Here is a 20,935-nt window from a genome sequence, read left to right on the forward strand (position 1 = left end):
CGGGATGGATGAGAACTTCAGCCCCGGTGTCAACCGGCGTCTTTGATGACCGTACGAAGTGTTTTCTGCAGCGCTTTCATTTGGAAGGGCTTGTGAATGAACCCGTCCGGAGGATCGATGTGGGCAAATCGGTCTTCGATATCCTTGCGTGTGTATCCGCTGGAAATGATGATTTTGGCATCCGGACGGATGATTCTGACCTGTTGCATGGTTTCCAGGCCATTCATGCCGGGCAGGGTAAAATCCAGCAGCAGGCAGTCGACGTGATCGGGATCCTTTTTAAGCATCTCCAGTGCTTCACGGCCGCAGGCCGCCTTTTTGACCCGGAATCCCAGGCGCTTGAGAAACTGGCTGCCGATATCCAAAACCATGGCATCGTCATCCACGATCATGACCGTTTTGTCGCCGAGCACCGGCGTTACCCCGGTGGATTCCGGCGCAGACGGCCTCGTGGAAATCCCCTGGATGGGGAACAGGGCCGTGAACACCGACCCTTCATTTTTTACGCTGCTGACCCTGACCGCACCGCTATGGGACCGGATGATGCCCATGACCGCTGCCATGCCCAGCCCGCGGCCGGTGAACTTGGTCGAAAAAAACGGGTCGAAGACGTTGCCCAGGGTTTCCGCGTTCATGCCGCAGCCCGTGTCGGCCACTTCCACATACGCATACATGCCTTCGGGCATCTCTTCCTCCAGGTAGGTGGTGGCCAGATAATCCCGGTCGCAGTGCATGGAACCGGTGGAGATGCGAACCCGGCCTTTTTCTTTTTCCAGCGCTTCGATGGCATTGGTGATGAATCCGGATATCATCTGTCGCATCTGGCCGGCGTCTGCAATCACCAGCGGCATCGGGTCGGCCAGGTCCAGATCCAGTTCCACATTGGCCATGTTGGTTTCGTCCATGTTTTTCAATACCGCATTGACCGTATGGGAAAGGTCCACCGGGCTGCTCTCTTTTTTCAACTGGCCGACATAGGTCAGCATCATGCCGCTCAGATCGGCCGCCCGCTGGGAGGCATTAATGGCCCGCTGGATGTTTTTGACGGAGGGCGACGGATCGGGCAGCTCTTCTTTGGCAAGCTCCAGATTGCCCAATACCACCATCAGCAGGTTGTTGAAGTTGTGGGCAATGGATCCGGCCATGGTCCCGAGGCTTTCCATCTTTCTGGCCTGCTGGAGCTTGTTTTCGATCTGGGCGCGATCCTGCTCGGTTTTTTTCCGTTCCGACAGGTCCCGGGAGATTCCCAAAACGGCGCGTGGACTGCCGTTCTCCTCTGCCATAAAGCCGGCGGTGACCTCCACGGGGATGAGGCTTCCGTTTTTGTGGACCTCTTCCAGTTCAAGGGTCATTGAATAGTTCTCGGGGTCGATGGTGCCGGCCATCACCCCTTCCATCGCCTCGTCCACCGTGCTGACCGCCCGCTGAAAGGCGTCCGGTGTCAGGTGCTGGTCGATGGTCATGGCCATGATTTCTTCGGGTGTATAGCCGGTGACCTTTTCCACGGACGGGCTGATATACTTCATTGCAAAGGTCTGGGCATCCATGATCCAGATTACGTCCATTACGTTTTCCGCCAGCAGGCGGTAGCGTTTTTCGCTTTGTTGTATCTGCTGGTAGGAACGGGCATTGACGATGCCGGTGGCGACCTGTGAGGCGATACCCGTGAGCAGGTTGACATCGCTGGCGGTGTGATTCCTGGCGCTGCCCCTGGCGTCTACAAAAAGAAGGCCCAGCGGTTTCCTTTTATGAATCAGCGGGACACAGATCAGGGAGTCGACCGACAGTTCTTCGATGATGGCGAGGCTGTTGGGCGTCATCTCATCGAATAGTTGACGAATATCGTTGACATAGACAGGCTTTCCCGTGTTCATCGACCTGATGAAGATATCGGACGCGTCGGAAACTTTGATGGGGACATCCAGGTCTTCGAGGAATCGGAGTTCCGCCGGTGAAAACCCATAGCTGTCGACGTAAAAAAGGCGGCTGCGGTCTTCGTTGCACAGGGCGATCAGCCCCCGGGTGAAATCCAGGTTTCGCGTCATGGATGCCAGAACGGTTTCGAGGAAGGTGTGCTCATAAGGGATGTCCGCCCCCGCCTGGCCGATCTCCTGAACGAGCCGGGCCCCCCGGTATCGGGCTTCGACCTCTTCCAGCAGGTGGCCGGCCGAATCACCCTGCTCCTTGAGAATCCCGGCCAGCTCTTTTTTTTCCAGCCGGCTGCCGAACAGGAAGATGGACAGGCACGCCATTGCCATGGCCTGGATCAACAGCGCCCAGGAGACCGTTGGCAGAAATGCAGCGCCTCCGATGGCAAGCAAGACGGAAATTGCCCCGGCATAGGCACCCGCCCGTTTCCAGACGGCTGAAGGCTGCTCCCGCCAGGATATCAGGTATCGGCAGGCGCCATCCCCGCGGTGGATGCATGCCGGATGGGTCACCCGTGCCGGCTGGCCGGTCAGCACCTCGCCCATTCCTTCGAATATGCCCATACGGTTTTCACACTGGAAAGGTTCTTCACGGATACCCGGCTGCACGGTGATGGTCACTTCCGCCTGCCCCTTGCCGGTGATGGTGGTTTTGCCGGAATGGGCTTTGGACCATTTGGGGTAGAGACGGTCGACGGCTTTGTACATGGCTTGGGGGGTAATGAACTGAAGGCCATAGTGCTTCAGCGTTCCCGTCGATTTCACCTGCAGCGCGTGCTGACCGACCTTGTAGGAAATTTTCGGGTCCCCCAGCGTGTCGTCCAGACATCGGTGAAAACGGTTGATCTGTGCCTGGGATAAAAAATGGCCTTCATCGTTGATGTGCAAACGGGTGAGTCCGCTGCAACCCAACAATGCATCGACGTCGACTTCCGCATGATGGGATTCCAGGTAGTGAATATAGTTTCCCAGAACGGCGCTGTTGTAAATGGGGGTCCGGTGGTCGATGCCGGGATGGTGCGGTGATGTGATGGATCCTGTCAAGCTCACATGCTCCCTTGAACGAATACGTCCAGCCGACCGCACCCGAAATGTGCGATCGAACCTCTGTTATCGGCACGGTGGCTGGAATCATGAGGAAAAATGAGGGTCTTCGGTCGAGCGGGAGGGGCCCAACGCGGGCCGCCGGCCGGTGCCGACGGCCTGCCCCGGCTATACGCTGTGAAGGGAAAGCGCCCGGCCCGCCAGCTTCCGGTTGGCGGCTTCAAGCAGGTCCCGGTTTGAAATGACGGCCACCGCCTGGCTGGTCCCGGCGGTGTCGAAATATCGATCGGCGACCGCCATTATCCTTTTGCGCGTCAGTTTCAGCAGCTGTTCCTTGTTGCGCATGCGCGTCTCGTCGGACAGGCCGATGATCCGGCGGTAAAAGGCTTTGCGGGCAGCCGGGCCCGGCGGGTCGGGCCGGTCAATTTCCGAGCAGACCTGCAAAATCGCCTCTTTGACATCCTCTTCGGAGAATTCCCCCGTGCGGATAAAGTCGGCCGCCCCCCGGTAGGCTTTCAGGGTTTCCACGATATGGGGATCCCGGTAGGAGCCGAAGCTGAACAGCCCGTCTTCTGCGTTGTACAGGGCGAATCCGCCGTAAGCGCCCCCTTTTTCCCGGATTTCCCGGTGCAGGTACATGGAACGTAATATCTTGGCAATTACCGACAGGGCGGGGCTGTCCGCATGGTCCAGGCGGACAGTGCGAAACGTCTGGGCCACGAACGAGACGGCCGTCGAGGTGCCCCAGCCTTCATTGGGATGGCCGGCCGCCACGCTCAACCGGGGCGCGGCGGTAAAACCGTCCGTTCCCCCGGCGGCCAGCGACCGGGTCAGGGTGCTGACGGGCTTTACGGCATTGTTCAGCATGGGCGCATTCCCGATCAGGGCGATGCGCACGTTGTCCCGGAAAAAAAGCGCACTGCCGATGGCCTGCAGGTCCGACGCCAGTTTCTGCATGTCGCCGCCGGCTGTGTCTGCCGCCACCTGTTTGATGGTGTGCAGCTGGTGGATGCCGCCCCACATCTCCTGAAGGTGGTTGGCGGGGGAGAAGTTCCGGGAGGCCATGGAGATGGCCAGGCGGTGGCCGTTATGGACCACGGCCGCCTCGAGACCGGCCCGGTACTCCAGGACCAGCTGGTGCAACCGCGTGCGGTCGGAGAAGTCGACCCGGCTCGTCAGTTCCTGAAGGATGTCGAACATGCGGTCCTGGTTGCGCTCCAGGCATTTGCCGGAAAAAGAGACGAAGGGCAGACAGTCGCCGCTGTCGTCAAACCGGGTGCGGGCGTTGGCGGAAAATCCAACGCCGCCGGTATACAGGTCCATGCGTCGGGCGATCCGGGTGTAGTCGCAGTCCCTGGTGCCGACTTTAGAGACGGTGTAGCAGAAAAAGGGCACCAGGGGCATCAATCGGCTGTCAATGTCGCCGGCGCCCAGTCCCCCCGAAAAATAAAAAATGCCCGATGTGGGTTGGTCGTAGGTCCATACCGGCGGCTGAAATGGCCCCGGCGATGGCTGGATGCGCTCCACGGCCGGGGGGATGTCCTCGCGCTGCAGGGTGGGCAGGCAGTCGAGGCTTTCCTGGGTTTCCTGAAGCTTTTCCAGGGCCGCCGCATCGTTCCGGATTCGAGCCAGGTCGGCTTCGTCCATGTCGGCCAGCATGCGGGTCAGTTCAGCCGCCACCCGCTGGTTTTCCCGTTCCGTCATGGACTGGTCCGGCGCCAGGGTGAAGCGGATCCGGTGGGGGTTGTCCAGAAAACTGCGCCGGATGCGATCCTCCAGAAACCGGCCGCCGGCCAGCGCCTGCCGGAGGCGCTTAAAATCCGTATCCAGCTGGAGCATCCGCTCCGGATCACCCCCGTGCATCCAGCCGGCCGATACACCGATCAGCAGTTTAATGCCGTACGGGTACGGGGTGTTGGTGATTTCTTTGCGGTGAAATTCGATCTGGTGGATGGCTGATTCCACCAGTTCCGGGTCGATCCCCTCCTCGGCCAGGGTGGTCAGGACATCCAAGACAATCGCCTCGACTTTTTCGGCGTCCGTTTCGGATACGTCTTTCAGGCCCACCGAAAACATGGTGTCCCGGTTCTCGGCGTCATAACCGGTGCCGTCGGACAGGGCGGTGCCCAGCTGGCTGTCCATCAGGGCCTTGCGCAGCGGCGATGCGGCGTTGCCGATGAGGACCTGCTCCAGCACCGCCGTCACCAGCACCTCGTAGGTGTCCTTGATATCGGCCAGCAGCCATGCCATGCAGGCCTGGTATTTTTTTGCGGGGTCTTCGCTGCGATCCAGCGGATAGGGATAGGTAACGGTCTTCGGTGCCGTCCACCGCGGTTGTGCGGGTACATCCGTTCTCGGATCGATTCGTGAAAACCGGGTCAACACCCGTTTTTCGATGACGGCCAGGTGCGCTTCGAGGGGCAGATTGCCGTAGGTATAGAAAAAGGCGTTGCTCGGGTGGTAGTGGCGCGCATGAAAATCCTTGAGCTGCCGGTAGGTGAGCGTCGGAATGACAGCCGGGTCACCGCCGGAGTTGTTGCTGTAGGTGGTATCCGGATAAAGGGCGTTGAGCATGGCGCGGACCATGACCTGGTCCGGCGACGACATGGCGCCTTTCATTTCGTTGTACACCACACCCTTGTAAACCAGCCGGGCGTCCGCCCCTTCGCCTTCCAGGTCCAGCCGATGCCCCTCCTGCTTGAAACTCAGCTCCTCGATGCTGGGGAAAAATGCCGCGTCCAGGTAGACGTCCATGAGGTTGTAGTAGTCCTTGCGGTTCTGGGTGGCGAACGGATACATGGTCCAGTCCGAGGCGGTGAAGGCATTCATGAACGTCGACAGACTGCGTTTGAGCATGGAAAAGAAGGGATCGCGTACCGGAAACCGTTCGGATCCGCAAAGGACCGTATGCTCCAGAATGTGGGCGACGCCCGTGGCGTCCGACGGAACGGTTTTGAAGGCGACGCCAAAGGTGTTTTCCTGGTCCGTATTGCTGATATGGAGATGCCGGGCGCCGGTAGCTTCGTGCTCCAGCTGGTAGAGCCAGGATTGGATGTCCGTGAGGTAGGCTGCTTTTTTTATCGTATACCCGCCCAGCCGGTCTCCGGCGTCGATGCCGGGGTTGTTCGCGTCCGTTTTGTGGTCCATAGAGATCTCCAGTGCCTGTGTTTGGGTTTTGGCTCGTCGGGGCGGGAACGCCTATTCCACGGCTTTGTAACTGCCGCGGCTGACCCGCGTGATTTTTCCCATTTTGTTCAGTCGGAAAATAATATTGCGCAGCTTTTTGTCATCGTAGCCGGTCTGCTCCCGGATCGCGGCAATGCCGATGCCGTTCTTGCTGCGCCGGATAAGCTCCAGAACGGTTTCGGTGGCGCTTTGGGGTGCTGCGCCGTTGCCTTTTCCCACCGTGCGCCGGTTTCTTGGAGGCAATGCTTTAATGAGCTTTTCCAGCCGGTCGAGTCGACCGTTGAGACGATCGATATCCCGTTTCGTGGGTATGTTGTAGTTGTGCATGAAAAATTTGACCATGGCATCAAAGCTTACCGGTTTTCCTTTTCTTTTGGTCATTGCAACCTCCATGGGCACATCGGGATGGGGACGGTTATCAATTTTATCGACATGGGTTTCCGTGGTTCCGTTTTTTACATCCATCCGCCTTACAGGCGAAACCACGACCGGGCAGATGGTCTGCCTTCCGCAACCCTGAAACCCATTTGGAGACGTGGCGCACAAATGACTGCACGGTCGGATAAGACATGCAGGCAAGCTAAGGGATAACAGCACCAAAGTCAATGGACAGGTCTTTTAATTGGCCGTGAATGCCAGATAATTAATATTATTCCAATATGTTGTCGATATGGTCGTCGGACTGCCGGCGTGGCCGGTTTTTCCGGCAAGCAGGCATCGGACACGCTGTTGTTCCGGACGTCATCCGGGTGGATTCCGGGGAAATCCGCAAGAAGCGGGACCGAAATGATATCAGGTGGTCTGAAGACCTGAATTGATGTTGCCTTTGGCGGCCGTCCTGATATAATGGCGGCCGTCACAGGTGAGGTGGCAGTCCTTCCAGACCCCGCACGCGGAGAAACGGCATGACGGTCGGCACCATTTTTAAAATCAAACGCTACGCCCTGCACGACGGGCCCGGTATCCGCACGACGGTTTTTTTCAAGGGCTGCCCGTTGTCATGCCGGTGGTGCCATAATCCCGAGGGGATCGATCCACAGGCCCAGACGATGTCGCGCCGCACAGCGTCCGGTGACATCGATGAAACCGTGGGAACCGTCATCGGCGTGGAGGCTCTCGTCAACGTGATCGAAAAGGATGTGCTCTTTTACGACGAATCCCGAGGCGGGGTCACCTTTTCCGGCGGAGAGCCGCTCGGCCAGCCCGCCTTTCTGGATGCGCTGCTGGCGGCCTGCAACCACCGGGACATCCATGCCGCGCTGGATACCAGCGGTTTCGCTCCGGCCGCCGTGGTGGACCGGGTCCTTCCCCGGCTCCAGCTGGTGCTTTTCGATCTCAAGATCATGGATCCGGACCGACACCGGCGCTACACCGGCGTATCCAATCGCATCATTCTCGAGAACCTGACGCGCATCGCCGGCAGCGGGACGCCGGTGAGAATCCGGATCCCCGTGATTCCCGGCATGACCGACGGAGACGGTAACCTGACGGCCATCGTGCGATTTGCAAGCACGCTGAAGGCCCTCGACGGCATCGATCTGCTTCCCTTTCATCGGATCGGTGAGGGTAAATACCGGCGCCTGGGGCTGGTGGACCCCATGGCCGGGGCGGCGCCCCCGTCACCGGCCCGGATGGCGGAAATCAAAGATTTTTTTGACCGTGCAGGTGTGGCGGCAACCATCGGAGGATGACCATGAACGAGCGAATCAACCGCCTGAGAACCCGGAGCATCGAGGCCCGACCCAGCCTGTCGGCCGAGCGGGCCCGGCTGCTGACCCGTTTTTACAAAAGCGGCGTTGCCCGGACCGCACCCGTTGCCGTGCAGCGGGCCATGGCCTTTGCCGCGATCATGGACAGCAAGCGGATCTATATCGGACCCGACGAACTGATCGTGGGAGAACGCGGACCGGTGCCCAAGGCCACGCCCACCTATCCGGAGGTGTGCATTCACAGCCAGCAGGATCTGGATATCATCGACGGGCGCCGGAAGGTGGCCTTCGCGGTTGACGATTCCGTTCGCCAAAGCTACCGCGAGGAGATCATCCCCTTCTGGAAGGGCCACTCCATCCGGGAGACGCTTTTCACCCACCTGCCGGAGGACTGGCAGTCCGCCTATGCCGCCGGCATTTTTACCGAGTTCCAGGAACAGCGCTCCCCGGGGCACACGGCCTGCGGGAACAAGATCTACCACAAAGGGATGCTGGACTTGAAGGCCGAGATTCGCGAATCGCTGGGCCGGCTTGATTTTTTCAACGACCCTGACGCGATGGACCGCAAAAACCAGCTGACGGCCATGGCCATGGCCGCCGACGGGCTGATCGGCTTTGCCCGCCGCCATGCCGAAACGCTCGATCAGATGGCCGATTCGGAACCGGACCCGGCGCGTAAAACCGAACTGATGCAGATGGCCGCCATTTGCCGCCGGGTGCCGGCCCATGCCCCGCAGACGTTCTGGGAAGCGCTCCAGGCGTACTGGTTCGTCCATGTGGGGGTCATTACCGAACTCAACCCCTGGGATGCCTTCAACCCCGGACGGCTGGACCAGCATCTCTTTCCGTTTTACGAGAAGGATCTCGCAGAGGGACGGTTGACCCGTGAGCAGGCCAAGGAGCTGCTGTGCGCCTTCTGGATCAAGTTCAACAACCATCCGGCCCCCCCCAAGACCGGTGTCACCGCCAAGGAGAGCAATACCTATGTGGATTTTGCCCTGATCAACATCGGCGGGGTGACGGCCGGCGGCCGTGACGCCGTGAACGAGCTGAGCTACCTGATCCTGGACGTGATCGAGGAAATGCGTCTGCTGCAGCCCTCGTCCATGGTGCAGCTCAGCAAGAAAAACCCGGACCGGTTCATCAAGCGTGCGCTCAGAATTGTGAGAACCGGGTTCGGGCAGCCCTCGATTTTCAACACCGATGCCATTGTCCAGGAACTGGTACGCCAGGGCAAAACCGTGGAGGACGCCAGGGAGGGCGGTGCCAGCGGCTGTGTCGAGGCCGGCGCCTTCGGCCGCGAGGCGTATTTTCTCACCGGTTACTTCAACCTGCCCAAGGTGCTGGAGATTACCCTGAACAACGGGACCGACCCGCGAACCGGCAACCGGATCGGTCCGCTTACCGGGGACCCGCGTGAATTTGAGACTTTCGAGGCGCTGTTCGACGCCTGGACCCGTCAGCTCCGGTATTTCATCGACATCAAGATCCGCGGCAACAACATCATCGAGCAGATCAACGCCCGCCAGATGCCGGTGCCGTTTCTCTCCCTGGCCATCGATGACTGCATCGCGACGGGGCGGGACTACAACGCCGGCGGTGCCCGCTACAACACGTCCTACATTCAGGGGGTCGGCCTGGGATCCGTGACCGATGCCCTCACGGCCCTCAAGGTGCACGTGTTCGACCGGCAGACCATCGGCATGGGTGAATTCCTCAAGATACTCGACGAGAATTTCGACGGCCATGACGATTTCCGTCGTCGGCTGCTTGACGAGACACCCCGTTACGGCAACGATGACGACAGGGCCGACGGCATCATGCAGATGGTCTTCGAGGCCTACTACACGGCGGTCAACGGCCGGCCCAATACCCGGGGCGGGGTGCACCGGGTCAATCTGCTGCCCACCACCTGCCACGTCTATTTCGGCAGCGTCATCGGTGCCCTGCCCGACGGCCGCAAAGCCGGGGCGGCCCTGTCCGAGGGCATATCGCCGGTGCAGGGGGCGGACCGCAACGGTCCCACGGCCGTGACCCGTTCGGCCGCCAAGATAGATCACATCCGCACCGGCGGCACCCTGCTCAACCAGAAGTTTCTGCCCCAGGTGCTGGCCGGCGACACCGGCATCACCAAGCTGGCCCACCTGGTGCGCACCTATTTTCGAATGGACGGCCACCACATCCAGTTCAACGTGGTGGACGGCGAGACCCTCAATCAAGCCAAATTGCATCCGGATGACTACCGGGACCTGATCGTCCGGGTGGCCGGGTACAGCGACTACTTCGTGGATTTGACAGAAGACCTCCAGGATGAGATTATCCGGCGCACCGGACATGAGGTGTTCTGAGAACATTTTTTGTTTGGTTATTGTTTTCTTCCATAAAAACAAACAGTTCAGAGATGAGAAAATAAATTGGCGTTCGAGACTATTCGCAAAAGCAGTGCACCGGAAATGGTGGCCGAACAGATTATCGAAAAAATTACCGCCGGAGAACTGGCGCCCAGCACCCAGCTTCCCTCCCAGCGGGACCTGGCCCGGATGCTGGGGGTGGGTCGGTCGTCGGTTCGCGAGGCCATCAACGCCCTGGTGGTGATGGGGTACCTGGAACCGCTGCAGGGCAAGGGGACCTTCATCAAAAAGGTGCTGCCCGACCATGACCCGGGTATCGAAAAACTCAAGTCCGCTTTTTCCGCCGGTTCCATTTTCGATCTGATGGAGGCGCGTGAACTGCTCGAGTGCCGTTCTGCCGCCCTGGCGGCAGAACGGGCCGATGCCGCCCAGATCCGGAAATTGAAAAAGGCCATGAGACAGGTGGCGGGGACGGAAAAGGATTACGCCATCTTTCTGGATGCGGACATCCGCTTTCACCAGGCCGTGGCCGAGGCGGCCAACAATGTGGTGCTGTGCGAACTGACCAAAGTGGTGCTCGAAAAAGTGGTTGCCCATCACCATCGCTTGAAAACGGCCCTGCTGCCGCCGGCCTACCGAGAGGTTTCCATCCGCACGGCTGCCCGCGTGGTGGACGCCGTGGACGTCGGCGATGCCAGGGGGGCCAGCCGCTGGATGGCCCGGCACCTGGATGCCATCCGGGATGAACTGAAAAACATTATTTCCTGACGGCAGACGGATGCCAGATGACCGATGACGGAAGTCGGAAGACGTCATTTTTAAAGGGGGCATTCAGGAATTGAGGAGTTGTCGGAGCGGCTACCAGCCGCCTTTGTTTTTCCGACATCAGGCATCCGTTTTCTGGCCTGCGACCCAAAAGAACCCGACGAACTTGGTAGTCTCACAAAAAAGGAGAAATTTTTCTCATGAAAATTCGTGTTCTCACGGCCGCGGACGTCCGCGCGGCCCTTCCCATGGAGGCAGCGATCGACGCCGTGGCCTTGGCATACGGACAGCTTTCCGCCGGCAAGGCGACCATGCCCCTGCGGTCCCGGTTTCACACCCAAAAAGGGGTGACGCTGCTCATGCCGGCCCATCTCCACGAGAGCGGCGACTTCGCGGTCAAGATCGTCTCCGTGTACGGGGACAACCCCAGGCTGGGGCTGCCTACGGTGGCGGCGACGGTGCTGGCCCTGGATCCGGAGACCGGCCTGCCCCTGGCCCTGATGGAAGGGGACAGCCTCACCGCCCTTCGCACCGGGGCGGCCGGCGGCGTGGCGGCGCGCTATCTTGCCCGGGCGGATGCCGCGACCGTGGCCCTGTTCGGCGCTGGCGTCCAGGCCCGCGCCCAACTAAAGGCGGCCATGGCCGTGCGTAGCATTGAGCGGGTATTGATTGTCGATCCCTTCGAAACCGCCGCCCGGCGACTGGCCGACGACATCTCCGGATGGACCGATGCACCCGAAGTCATCCTGGCGGAATCTCCCCAGGCGGCCGTGACCCGGGCCGATATGGTGCTGGCCGCCACCACGGCCACCACGCCGCTTTTCGACGGCAATGACCTGAGACCGGGCACCCACGTGACCGGTGTCGGCTCGTTCACCCCCCAGATGCAGGAGATCGACGCGGCCACCATTGGCCGGGCGCGGGTGGTCGTGGACCAGCGGGATGCGGCCATGGCCGAGGCCGGGGACATCATTATCGGCAAGGCGACCATCGATGCGGAGATCGGTGAGATCATCAATGGCGACCGGCCCGGCCGGCAGGACGACCGGGAAATCACCTTCTTCAAGTCCGTGGGACTGGCCGTGCAGGATGCGGTGACCGCTGCCGCGGTGCTGAAGGCGGCGGAGGAGAAGGGGCTGGGGACGGTGATCCAGATGTCGTAAGAACAGAAAGTCGGAAGACAGAAGTCCGTATCCGGAAGAAGATGATGTCGCTGCGCTTATCCTGTTTCAGACCACGGATTGTGCCAAAGGCGAAATCTTCCTTCTGAATTCTGGCTTCTCCCTTTTTCCCTGGGATGAACCCGGAACCCAAAAATGGAAGCAGAACATGCTAGAGAAAATGCAACAATGGAGAGCCCCCGACGACTGGCAGCGGATCACCACCATCGATGCCCACACCGGCGGTGAGCCCTTTCGCATCATCACCGGCGGCCTGCCGGCGCTGGAGGGCGACACCATCCTGCAGCGCCGGCGGTTCATGACCGAGCACCTGGACCACCTGCGAACGGCGCTGATGTGGGAACCTCGGGGCCACGCCGACATGTACGGCTGCATCATCACCCCGCCGGTGTCGCCCGAGGCGGACATCGGCGTGCTGTTCCTGCACAACGAAGGCTACAGCTCCATGTGCGGCCACGGCATCATCGGCGTGGCCACCGTGGCCATCGAGACCGGCATGATCGCTGCGGTCGAACCGGTCACCACCATGCGCATCGACGCCCCGGCCGGCCTGGTGACCGCCCATGCGCGGGTGGAAAAGGGGCGGGTTAAAAGCGTATACTTCCATAACGTACCCGCTTTTGTTATCACCACGGACCGGACCGTGGATGTTCCCGGCCTGGGCCCCGTAAGCTACGATATCGCCTACGGCGGCGCATTCTATGCCTTCGTGAAAGCGGATGACCTGAAGGTCACCACCACACCGAAGGACTTCAATGCCCTCATCGACAGGGGCATGGCGGTCAAGCGGGCCGTCATGGCCGCCGGTCCCATCCGGCATCCTTTCGAGGCCGACCTGAGTTTTCTCTACGGCACCATTGTCATCGGGCCGCCCCACAGCCACGGAGCCCACTCCAGCAACGTGTGCATCTTTGCCGAGGGCGAGGTGGACCGCTGCCCCACCGGTACGGGCGTCAGCGCCCGCCTGGCACTCCACCATGCGCGCGGGGAAATCGGCATCGACGACCCCATCGTCATCGAAAGCATCCTGGGCACCCGGTTTGCCGGACGGGTAGTATCGACGACCACCTTCGGACCCCACGAAGCCGTCATCCCCGAGGTCGAAGGCAGCGCCTGGATCGTGGGACGCAGTGAATTTCTCATGGACCCGGCGGATCCGTTGAAAGATGGTTTTATTTTTCGTTGACATGCAGGCCGTGATCCTAATGGATCACCGTGAACCCCCAAACCAGGAGTCCGTTATATGTCCGATCTGATGGCCCACGCCCCCCGGGTCAGTGAATCAGACGCCGTTGACCTGACCCGGCGGCTGTTCGACGTAAACACGCAGGCGACGGCGCTGCCCAGCGAAAGGGACCAGAACTTCCGGCTGCAGGATGAGAAGGGAGACCGGTTCGTCCTCAAAATTGCCAATGCCACGGAATCCCGTGAGGTGCTGGAACTGCAGAATCTGACCATGGCCCATCTGATCGAAGCCGGCAGCGGCCTGTTCGACGGATTCGATCCCTGTCCGCGGGTCTGCCATGCCCCGGGAGGAGAAGACATTCTCACCATCGACGGGCGCGGCGGGGCCAGCCATTTCGTGAGATTGCTCAGCTACCTGCCGGGCCGACCCTTTGCCGAGGTCAACCCCCACGACGGCGACCTGATGTTCAGCCTCGGTTCCTTCATGGGCCGTATCGACCGGGCCCTCGAGGATTTCGATCACCCGGCCGCCCGGCGGGCGTTTCACTGGGACCTGGCCTGCTGCGGTCGAGTGGTGGCTTCCCGAATGGACGCATTGGAACCCGGGTCGCGGCGGGAACGGGTTCAGGCCCTGCTGGACCGCTACCGGAAGGATACGCAGCCCAGACTGGCCGACCTGCGTACCAGTGTGATCCACAGCGACGGCAACGACCACAACGTGCTGGTGTCGCCCTGGGGCCGCTGGCACAACCGGGTCAGCGGGCTCATCGATTTCGGGGATATGGTCCACTCCCACACGGTCAATGAACTGGCCATCGCCTGCGCCTACGCCCTCATGGGCAAGACGGATCCCCTGGCGGCCGCCGTCCGGGTGATTGCCGGGTACCATAGTGCCCTGGCACTGGAGGAGGCGGAACTGGCGTTACTCTTCGACCTGATCTGCATGCGCCTGTGCACCAGCGTCTGCCACAGTGCGCACCAGATCCGGCTGGCGCCCCGGAACGACTACCTGCTGATTTCCCAGCAGCCGGCATGGGCTCTTCTCGACCGGTTGTCCGGCATCAGCCCCGAGTTTGCCGGAGCCCTGTTCAGGGATGCCTGCGGATTCGACCCGGTGCCCCGGCGGCACACCGTCGTCTCCTGGCTGAATGACCACCGGGACGCGTTCGCCCCGGTGGTGGACCCGTCGCTTTGGGCCGGCGACCCCGTCGTCCTCGACCTGAGTGCGAGTACCCCGCTGCTGGGTGCCGGACCGGAGAAGGACGATGCGGACGCCATGACGACCGTCATCTTCCGGGAGATGGAAGATGCCGGCAGTGCCCTGGGCATCGGCCGCTACGATGAAGCCCGGCTGATCTATACCTCCGAGGCCTTCAGGGTGGAGACGGATACCGCCCCCGAATACCGCACCGTTCACCTGGGCGTGGACCTGTTCGCCCGGCCGGGTGAACCGGTTCATGCCTTCCTGGACGGCCGGGTCCACAGCTTTCAGAACAACAGCGCCCGCCAGGATTACGGCCCCACCATCATCCTGGCCCACCAGACGGATGGCGGGGTTCCTTTTTTTTCCTTATACGGGCACCTGGCGGCCTCGTCGCTGGACTCGCTGGAACCGGGCATGACCATCCGCGCCGGCCAGGCGATCGGCACCGTCGGCGCCCGGGCGGAAAATGGCGGCTGGCCGCCCCACCTGCATTTTCAGCTGACGGTCGACCTGCTGGGACTGGCGGGAAACTTTCCCGGCGTGGCCCGGCCCAGCCAGCGGCGGGTGTGGACCGCCCTGTGCCCGGACCCGGCCGTGGTTCTGGGATTGGCAGCCGCGCCGGCGGCGGCCAACGTCCGCCCGGCCGATGAGATCATGGCCATCCGTCAGCGGCACCTGGGAAAAAACCTCAGTGTGGCCTACGACTCACCGCTCAAGATCGTGCGGGGCATGGGCGGATTTCTCTACACCGAAACAGGGCAGCCCTTCATGGACGGGGTCAACAACGTCTGCCACGTGGGCCACTGCCATCCCCGGGTGGTGGCGGCCGGCCAGCGGCAGATGGCGGTACTCAACACCAACACGCGCTACCTCCATGACCATATCGTGGAGTACGCCCGGCGGCTGCTGGACACCTTTCCCGATCCGCTGAGCGTCTGCTTTTTCGTGTGCAGCGGCAGCGAGGCCAACGAACTGGCCCTGCGCCTGGCGCGAACCTTTACGGGGCAGCGGGATATCATCACCGTGGACGGGGCCTACCACGGCAACACCCAGGGGCTGGTGGACATCAGCCCTTACAAGCACGACGGTCCCGGCGGACGGGGCGCGCCGGACTGGGTGCAGACGGTCGTCATGCCCTGCGGCTACCGGGGGCCCCACAAGGGCACCGGGAGGAAGACCGGCGCTGCCTATGCCCGCTATGTCAAAACGGCCGTCGACTGTATCGAAGCCGGCGGGCGCAGGCCGGCGGCCTTTATCTGCGAGAGCATGCTGGGGTGCGGCGGACAGGTGCTGCTGCCCGACGGCTACCTGTGGGCCGCCTTCGAGCACGTTCGGGCCGCCGGCGGGGTGTGCATCGCCGACGAGGTCCAGGTGGGTTTCGGCCGGGCCGGCACCCATTTCTGGGCCTTCGAGACCCAGGGGGTGGTGCCGGACATCGTCACCCTGGGCAAGCCCATGGGCAACGGCCACCCCCTGGCCGCGGTGGTGACCACGCCCGAGATTGCCGGGGCGTTTCACAACGGCATGGAGTACTTCAACACATACGGGGGCAACCCCGTTTCCTGTGCGGTGGGCATGGCCGTGCTGGATGTGATCCAGAGCGAAGGCCTGCAGGAAAATGCACGAACCGTCGGCGCCTACCTGCTGCAACGGTTGTCGGCCCTGAAGGAAACGTCACCGCTTGTCGGTGATGTGCGCGGGCTCGGGCTTTACCTGGGGGTGGAACTGGTGACCGACCACGAGACCCTGGCGCCGGCCACGGATCATGCCGCCTACATCTGCAACCGCATGAAGGACTACGGATTTCTCATCAGCACGGACGGGCCCCTGCACAACGTACTCAAGCTCAAACCGCCCATCGTTTTTTCCAGAAAGGATGCCGATGCCCTGGTCGATGCGCTGGAAAAGGTGTTTGCGGAAGACTGCCTCCACCGGTAGCCGTTGATGTCATCGCTTGCCAATTACGGGCGGAGGTGCGGCTGCTGCCCCTGCCCGCGCTGGAAGATCGAGAGGTAGGTGGCCGTCCCCAACGCGACGGTGTTGCGGCTCACAAAACCGAAGGGTTCCAGTAAACCGTTCAGTTCTTCCGCGGACAGGCGCACCTTTTCCGGCGGCCCCGGCGGGCCGGGCATCTTCTTGAATTCCACCACGGCCAGCCGGCCGGCCGGCTTCAGGACACGCACCATCTCTTCGAGCGTCTCCCGGTCGGTGCCGTCTTCGACCAGGTCGTGGAGCACCGTGGCCATGAGGCAGATGTCGACGCTGCCATCGTCCAGTGGCATTTTTCGGCTCACGTCACAGACGGCCGCCTCGATGTTGTCCAGGCCCAGCGAGCCGGCCCTGAGCCTGAGTTTGTCGATCCCGGCCTCCCACAGGTCCAGGGCAACCACCCTTCCCGATTCCCTGAGCTGGCGGGCGATTTCGATGGCATAGCTGCCGGCCCCGCAGGCCATGTCCAGAAGGACAATCGGACCGCTTAAATCCAAGGCGTTTACAAAAACAGTAAAATCGATGAGGTCGAAACTGCTCTTGCCGGCGGAAACGGGTTTGCGTGTCATGGTTCTCCTTTCGTTATTTGGACCACCACATCCCTGGGCAGCGCCAGTTTCGCGGCGACCTGCATCGCCTTGCAGATGGCCGCCGGCACCACGCACGCCTCGCAGCACCCTTTTTTCTGCAGGACCGGGCGGCAGACGGACAGGACCACGCTCTCGGCAACCGGCGTGAGTTCCTGGTAGGCGTCGATCGGGTTTCGTGCCTTGAGCAGTCCGGCCAGCTCCTGGATGGTTTCGCAGTCGCTGCCTATCCGGAGTTCGACGTTCATCCCGTCCCGGGTTTCGGCCGTAACCTTGGTTTTAAATCCGCAAACGCCTGCATCTACCTTAGCATGTGCTTTCATCGAAATCTTCCTTCGGTCTTGGGTGGTGAGTGGGGAACCCGTTCATGCCTGGCCTGGATGCACCCTATCGCGCCCGGCTGTCAAGATTATTTTAAACGGCCGCGGATCCTCAGGTGCCGAATACGGATCCGGCCGGCGCGGGTCAATCGAACACCGGTCACTTTTGGTCAGAGATCGTTGCTTTTGGAAAAAGTAACGAAATATAGCCCAAAATAATTTGACTCCCGGGAAGGGGCCCTTTAATGATGACAGTTTAAACGTCGGACCCTTATCCGATAATTTATCGACCTGTCATAAGGAGGAGAATCAATGCATTCGTCTAATTCAACACGCCTGTTCCTGCAAATCCTGACTGCCGTTGTGCTGGTTTTTTCAGTTACTGCCGCCACCGCCGCGGAAAAGGTGATCATCTTTCATGCCGGCAGCCTGACGGTACCCCTGGCCAGGATCGAAAAGGATTTCGAAGCGGCCAACCCGGGCATCGACGTCCTGCGCGAGGCCGGCGGCAGCACCAAAATGGCCCGCATGATTTCCGAACTGGGCAAACCGGCGGACATCATGGCGTCGGCCGACTTCAAGGTGATCGACAAAGCCCTGATTCCGGGTCACGCGGACTGGAACATCCGTTTCGCCACCAACCAGCTGGTGCTGTGCTATACGGACAAGAGCCGTGGCGCCGACCGGATCAACGCCGGGAACTGGACCGACATCCTGCAGAAAAAAGGAGTGGTCTGGGGGCATTCGGACCCCAACCTGGATCCCTGCGGGTACCGCAGCCTGATGGTCCTGCAGCTGGCCGAAAAATATTACAACGACGCCGGATTGTACGACCGGCTGATCGCCAACCGTCCCCAGAAAAACGTGCGGCCCAAATCCGTCGAACTGGTGTCGCTGCTCAAGACCGGCAACATGGACTACGCCTGGGAATACCTCAGCGTGGCCGTTCAGCACGAACTGAAATACGTTCAGCTGGACGACCACATCAACCTGGGCAACTACAAATATGACCCGTTCTACGCCCAGGCCCAGGTCAAGGTCACCGGCAAGAAGCCCGGCACCTGGATCACCCGCACCGGCAAGTCCTGCACCTACGGCATCACCCAGGTCAAGGACGCCCCCAATGCCGCCGGCGCCACCCGTTTCCTGGAGTACATGCTCTCCGCCGACGGCGGCCTGAAGGTGCTCGAGGAGATGGGCCAGCCGCCGTTCGTTCCCTGCCGGGTGACCACCCCGGCCGTGCGGGATGCCCTGCCCGGCAGCCTTGGCAAGCTGGTGGAGGTCCGTGAGTAGTCCGGTCCACAGCGCAGCCCTGCCCGGAAGCCGGCCCCGTCGCCAGCGGGGCCGGCGGGACCCGTTTCTCTGGCTGGCGGTCGCCAGCAGTGCCGTCATCGTGGCCTTCATCCTGGTTCCCCTGGTAGAGATGATGACCCAGCCGACCCTGGCTTCCCTCAAGGAATCCCTGATGGACCGGGATGTGGTCCGGTCCATCCGCCTCAGCATCGTCACCTCCGGGTCCGCGGCCCTCATCGCCCTGGTGTTCGGCACGCCCCTGGCCTACCTGCTGGCCCGGCGCCGGTTCCCGGGCAAGAAGATTCTGGAAAGCGTGATCGACCTGCCCATCATGATTCCCCACCCGGTGGTGGGCATCGCCCTTTTGAGCATCGCCGGCCGCAACCATCCCATCGGCCGGGTGATGCAGTCGGTGGGCATCGAGATCATGGGGACCGTCACCGGACTGATCGCCGTGCTGACCTTCGTGGGCCTGCCCTTTTACATCAACACGGTCAAGGCCGGCTTCGAGGAGATTTCGCCGCGGCTGGAGCATGTCTCCCGCAGCCTGGGGGCCTCGGCCGGCGGCACCTTCTTCCGGGTGACCCTGCCGCTGGCCTGGCGGCACATGGTGGTGGGCGTCATCATGTGCACGGCCCGGGCGGTCAGCGAGTTCGGCGCCGTGGTGATCGTGGCCTACCACCCCATGACGGCGCCGGTGATGATCTACGAACGCTTCACCGCATACGGCCTGAAGTACTCCCAGCCCGTGGCCGTGTGGCTGATCCTGGTCTGCCTGGTGCTTTTTCTGCTGCTGAGAATCTTCTCTCTGAAAGCCAGGAGGGGATCATGATCCGGATCGAGCGTCTCAGCGTCCGGTTGCCGGGCTTCTCTCTGGGGCCGGTGGATCTGGATGTCCGGCAGGGGGAGTTCTTCTGCCTGCTGGGGCCCACCGGATCGGGCAAGACGCTCATCCTGGAGTCGGTGATCGGCATCGTTGCGATTTCCGGAGGACGCATCCGGGTTTCGGACCGCGACGTCACCGGACTGCCCCCGGAACAGCGCGGCGTGGGCATTGTCTACCAGGACTGCGCCCTGTTCCCCCACCTGAGCGTGGAAAAAAACATCCATTACGGCCTGCGCTATCACAACGGTTCCAATTCGGACGGGCATGCCCGCTGCCGCGATCTGGTCGAGCGCCTGGGGCTGGCCGGTCTGCTGGACCGCTCGGTGACGACCCTCAGCGGCGGAGAAAAACAGCGGGTAGCCCTGGCCCGGGCCCTGGCCACGGCCCCCTCGGTCCTGCTGCTGGACGAACCCCTGGCATCCCTGGACCCCTGCTTCCGGGAGGAGATCCGCGACCTGTTCCGCAGCCTGCACCGGGAAACCGGGATCACTGTATTGATGGTGACCCACGACTTCACCGATGCCCACACCCTGGCCGAGCGGGTGGCCATCCTCCACGACGGCCGCATCGAACAGACCGGAACGGCGGACGCGGTGTTCCGGCGGCCGGCCACCGTCTTCGTTGCCGATTTCGTGGGCATGCGCAATGTCCTTCCGGCCCGCCGGCAAAACGGCGTCCTGACCGTCGACGGCCTGAACCTGGCCCTGCCCGCCCCAAACGGCAGTCATTGCTATGCCGCCATCCGGCCCGAGCATGTCCACCTGCAGCCGGAGAACCATGAAAACGGAGAAGCGGGGATTGCGGGCCGCATCCGTTCCATCGTCAACCAGGGCCTGTTTGCCGAACTGGCCGTGGATGCCTCCGGTGTGACCGTAAAAGCGGTCATGCTGACCAGTTCCCTCATGGAATTGGGATTCCGCCAGGGAGCGCGCGTCCATCTGCGCATCGATCCGGCGGATGTTCATTTGATCTGAAAACGGTTTCCCGCCGGAAAAGATAGCACACCAACAGGTACCACCAACTCATTCGAGATATACGCAGCTTTATTTTCCTTGCGCTGTCGCCGTATAGTTGTATTCTGTCGTCATCTGGACAAACTCGTGTTCATAATATCATATGGCACTGGGGGTGATAATATCACAAGCAATATCGGTGAAACCAAAGATTATCGATCAGTACAGGAACTCAGTCTCAAATTGATCGCAGCTGGTCTCAATAAGATGTCTATGGCTGATATCAAACTCTGGAATTGCAGTAGCGGGGCAGATTCAGGACCGAACATTTCCTACGCAAAGAAATTTGCCAAT

The 20,935-nt window shown here is 61.4% G+C and carries 14 protein-coding genes; 9 read left to right on the forward strand and 5 right to left on the reverse strand.

Annotated features, from left to right (window positions below; all coding sequences use genetic code 11):
- Positions 1 to 29: 29 nt before the first annotated feature.
- From DSCA_RS23035 to DSCA_RS23045, 3 genes are all read right to left on the reverse strand, one after another.
- Positions 30 to 2,972, reverse strand: coding sequence for a PAS domain S-box protein (locus tag DSCA_RS23035; RefSeq protein WP_155318683.1), 2,943 nt, complete (start codon positions 2,970 to 2,972; stop codon positions 30 to 32).
- A gap of 168 nt (positions 2,973 to 3,140) precedes the next feature.
- Positions 3,141 to 6,119 (reverse strand): insulinase family protein, encoded by a 2,979-nt coding sequence (locus DSCA_RS23040; protein ID WP_155318684.1) that lies wholly within the window; start codon positions 6,117 to 6,119, stop codon positions 3,141 to 3,143.
- Positions 6,120 to 6,170: 51 nt separating this feature from the next.
- Positions 6,171 to 6,539, reverse strand: a complete 369-nt coding sequence (locus DSCA_RS23045; protein ID WP_231716254.1) for a hypothetical protein — start codon at positions 6,537 to 6,539, stop codon at positions 6,171 to 6,173.
- A gap of 524 nt (positions 6,540 to 7,063) precedes the next feature.
- On the opposite strand from DSCA_RS23045, the gene DSCA_RS23050 reads away from it, so the two are divergent.
- From DSCA_RS23050 to DSCA_RS23075, 6 genes are all read left to right on the forward strand, one after another.
- On the forward strand, positions 7,064 to 7,849 hold the full coding sequence (locus DSCA_RS23050) for a glycyl-radical enzyme activating protein (protein WP_155318685.1): 786 nt from the start codon (positions 7,064 to 7,066) through the stop codon (positions 7,847 to 7,849).
- 2 nt (positions 7,850 to 7,851) lie between these two features.
- On the forward strand, positions 7,852 to 10,215 hold the full coding sequence (hypD, locus tag DSCA_RS23055) for a trans-4-hydroxy-L-proline dehydratase (protein ID WP_155318686.1): 2,364 nt from the start codon (positions 7,852 to 7,854) through the stop codon (positions 10,213 to 10,215).
- Between the two features lie 66 nt (positions 10,216 to 10,281).
- Positions 10,282 to 10,986, forward strand: coding sequence for a FadR/GntR family transcriptional regulator (locus tag DSCA_RS23060; RefSeq protein ID WP_155318687.1), 705 nt, complete (start codon positions 10,282 to 10,284; stop codon positions 10,984 to 10,986).
- Between the two features lie 197 nt (positions 10,987 to 11,183).
- A complete protein-coding gene (locus DSCA_RS23065) occupies positions 11,184 to 12,146 on the forward strand; it encodes an ornithine cyclodeaminase family protein (protein WP_155318688.1) in 963 nt (320 codons plus the stop codon).
- A gap of 166 nt (positions 12,147 to 12,312) precedes the next feature.
- Positions 12,313 to 13,350 (forward strand): proline racemase family protein, encoded by a 1,038-nt coding sequence (locus tag DSCA_RS23070; protein WP_155318689.1) that lies wholly within the window; start codon positions 12,313 to 12,315, stop codon positions 13,348 to 13,350.
- 57 nt (positions 13,351 to 13,407) lie between these two features.
- Positions 13,408 to 16,491: an aminotransferase class III-fold pyridoxal phosphate-dependent enzyme gene (locus DSCA_RS23075; RefSeq protein WP_155318690.1), complete on the forward strand. Its 3,084-nt coding sequence runs from the start codon at positions 13,408 to 13,410 to the stop codon at positions 16,489 to 16,491.
- 23 nt (positions 16,492 to 16,514) lie between these two features.
- Here the strand turns inward: DSCA_RS23075 and DSCA_RS23080 are convergent, their stop codons facing one another.
- Positions 16,515 to 17,111: a class I SAM-dependent methyltransferase gene (locus tag DSCA_RS23080; RefSeq protein ID WP_155318691.1), complete on the reverse strand. Its 597-nt coding sequence runs from the start codon at positions 17,109 to 17,111 to the stop codon at positions 16,515 to 16,517.
- Positions 17,108 to 17,452, reverse strand: coding sequence for a DUF6951 family protein (locus DSCA_RS23085; RefSeq protein WP_155318692.1), 345 nt, complete (start codon positions 17,450 to 17,452; stop codon positions 17,108 to 17,110). The genes DSCA_RS23080 and DSCA_RS23085 overlap by 4 nt, the downstream gene beginning before the upstream one ends.
- A gap of 309 nt (positions 17,453 to 17,761) precedes the next feature.
- On the opposite strand from DSCA_RS23085, the gene wtpA reads away from it, so the two are divergent.
- Genes wtpA through DSCA_RS23100 form a run of 3 tightly spaced genes read left to right on the forward strand, consistent with a single transcriptional unit; the run spans position 17,762 to position 20,602 of the window.
- Positions 17,762 to 18,742 carry a tungstate ABC transporter substrate-binding protein WtpA gene (gene wtpA / locus DSCA_RS23090; protein ID WP_155318693.1) on the forward strand — a complete coding sequence of 327 codons (981 nt, stop codon included), beginning with the start codon at positions 17,762 to 17,764 and terminating at the stop codon, positions 18,740 to 18,742.
- Entirely contained in the window at positions 18,735 to 19,574 is an 840-nt protein-coding gene (locus tag DSCA_RS23095; protein WP_331457125.1) for an ABC transporter permease, read from the forward strand. Before wtpA ends, DSCA_RS23095 begins: the two co-directional genes overlap by 8 nt.
- Positions 19,571 to 20,602, forward strand: a complete 1,032-nt coding sequence (locus DSCA_RS23100; protein ID WP_155318695.1) for an ABC transporter ATP-binding protein — start codon at positions 19,571 to 19,573, stop codon at positions 20,600 to 20,602. The genes DSCA_RS23095 and DSCA_RS23100 overlap by 4 nt, the downstream gene beginning before the upstream one ends.
- The last annotated feature ends 333 nt before the right edge of the window (positions 20,603 to 20,935 follow it).

This window comes from Desulfosarcina alkanivorans (assembly GCF_009688945.1).
Lineage (GTDB): Bacteria > Desulfobacterota > Desulfobacteria > Desulfobacterales > Desulfosarcinaceae > Desulfosarcina > Desulfosarcina alkanivorans.

Excerpts from the sequence above, each read along its gene's own strand:
- DSCA_RS23085 (WP_155318692.1), bottom strand. The coding sequence starts at position 17,452 with ATGAAAGCACATGCTAAGGTAGATGCAGGCGTTTGCGGATTTAAAACC.
- DSCA_RS23040 (WP_155318684.1), bottom strand. The coding sequence starts at position 6,119 with ATGGACCACAAAACGGACGCGAACAACCCCGGCATCGACGCCGGAGAC.
- DSCA_RS23070 (WP_155318689.1), top strand. The coding sequence starts at position 12,313 with ATGCTAGAGAAAATGCAACAATGGAGAGCCCCCGACGACTGGCAGCGG.
- DSCA_RS23050 (WP_155318685.1), top strand. The coding sequence starts at position 7,064 with ATGACGGTCGGCACCATTTTTAAAATCAAACGCTACGCCCTGCACGAC.
- DSCA_RS23080 (WP_155318691.1), bottom strand. The coding sequence starts at position 17,111 with ATGACACGCAAACCCGTTTCCGCCGGCAAGAGCAGTTTCGACCTCATC.
- DSCA_RS23100 (WP_155318695.1), top strand. The coding sequence starts at position 19,571 with ATGATCCGGATCGAGCGTCTCAGCGTCCGGTTGCCGGGCTTCTCTCTG.
- DSCA_RS23065 (WP_155318688.1), top strand. The coding sequence starts at position 11,184 with ATGAAAATTCGTGTTCTCACGGCCGCGGACGTCCGCGCGGCCCTTCCC.
- wtpA (WP_155318693.1), top strand. The coding sequence starts at position 17,762 with ATGCATTCGTCTAATTCAACACGCCTGTTCCTGCAAATCCTGACTGCC.
- DSCA_RS23045 (WP_231716254.1), bottom strand. The coding sequence starts at position 6,539 with ATGACCAAAAGAAAAGGAAAACCGGTAAGCTTTGATGCCATGGTCAAA.
- hypD (WP_155318686.1), top strand. The coding sequence starts at position 7,852 with ATGAACGAGCGAATCAACCGCCTGAGAACCCGGAGCATCGAGGCCCGA.
- DSCA_RS23075 (WP_155318690.1), top strand. The coding sequence starts at position 13,408 with ATGTCCGATCTGATGGCCCACGCCCCCCGGGTCAGTGAATCAGACGCC.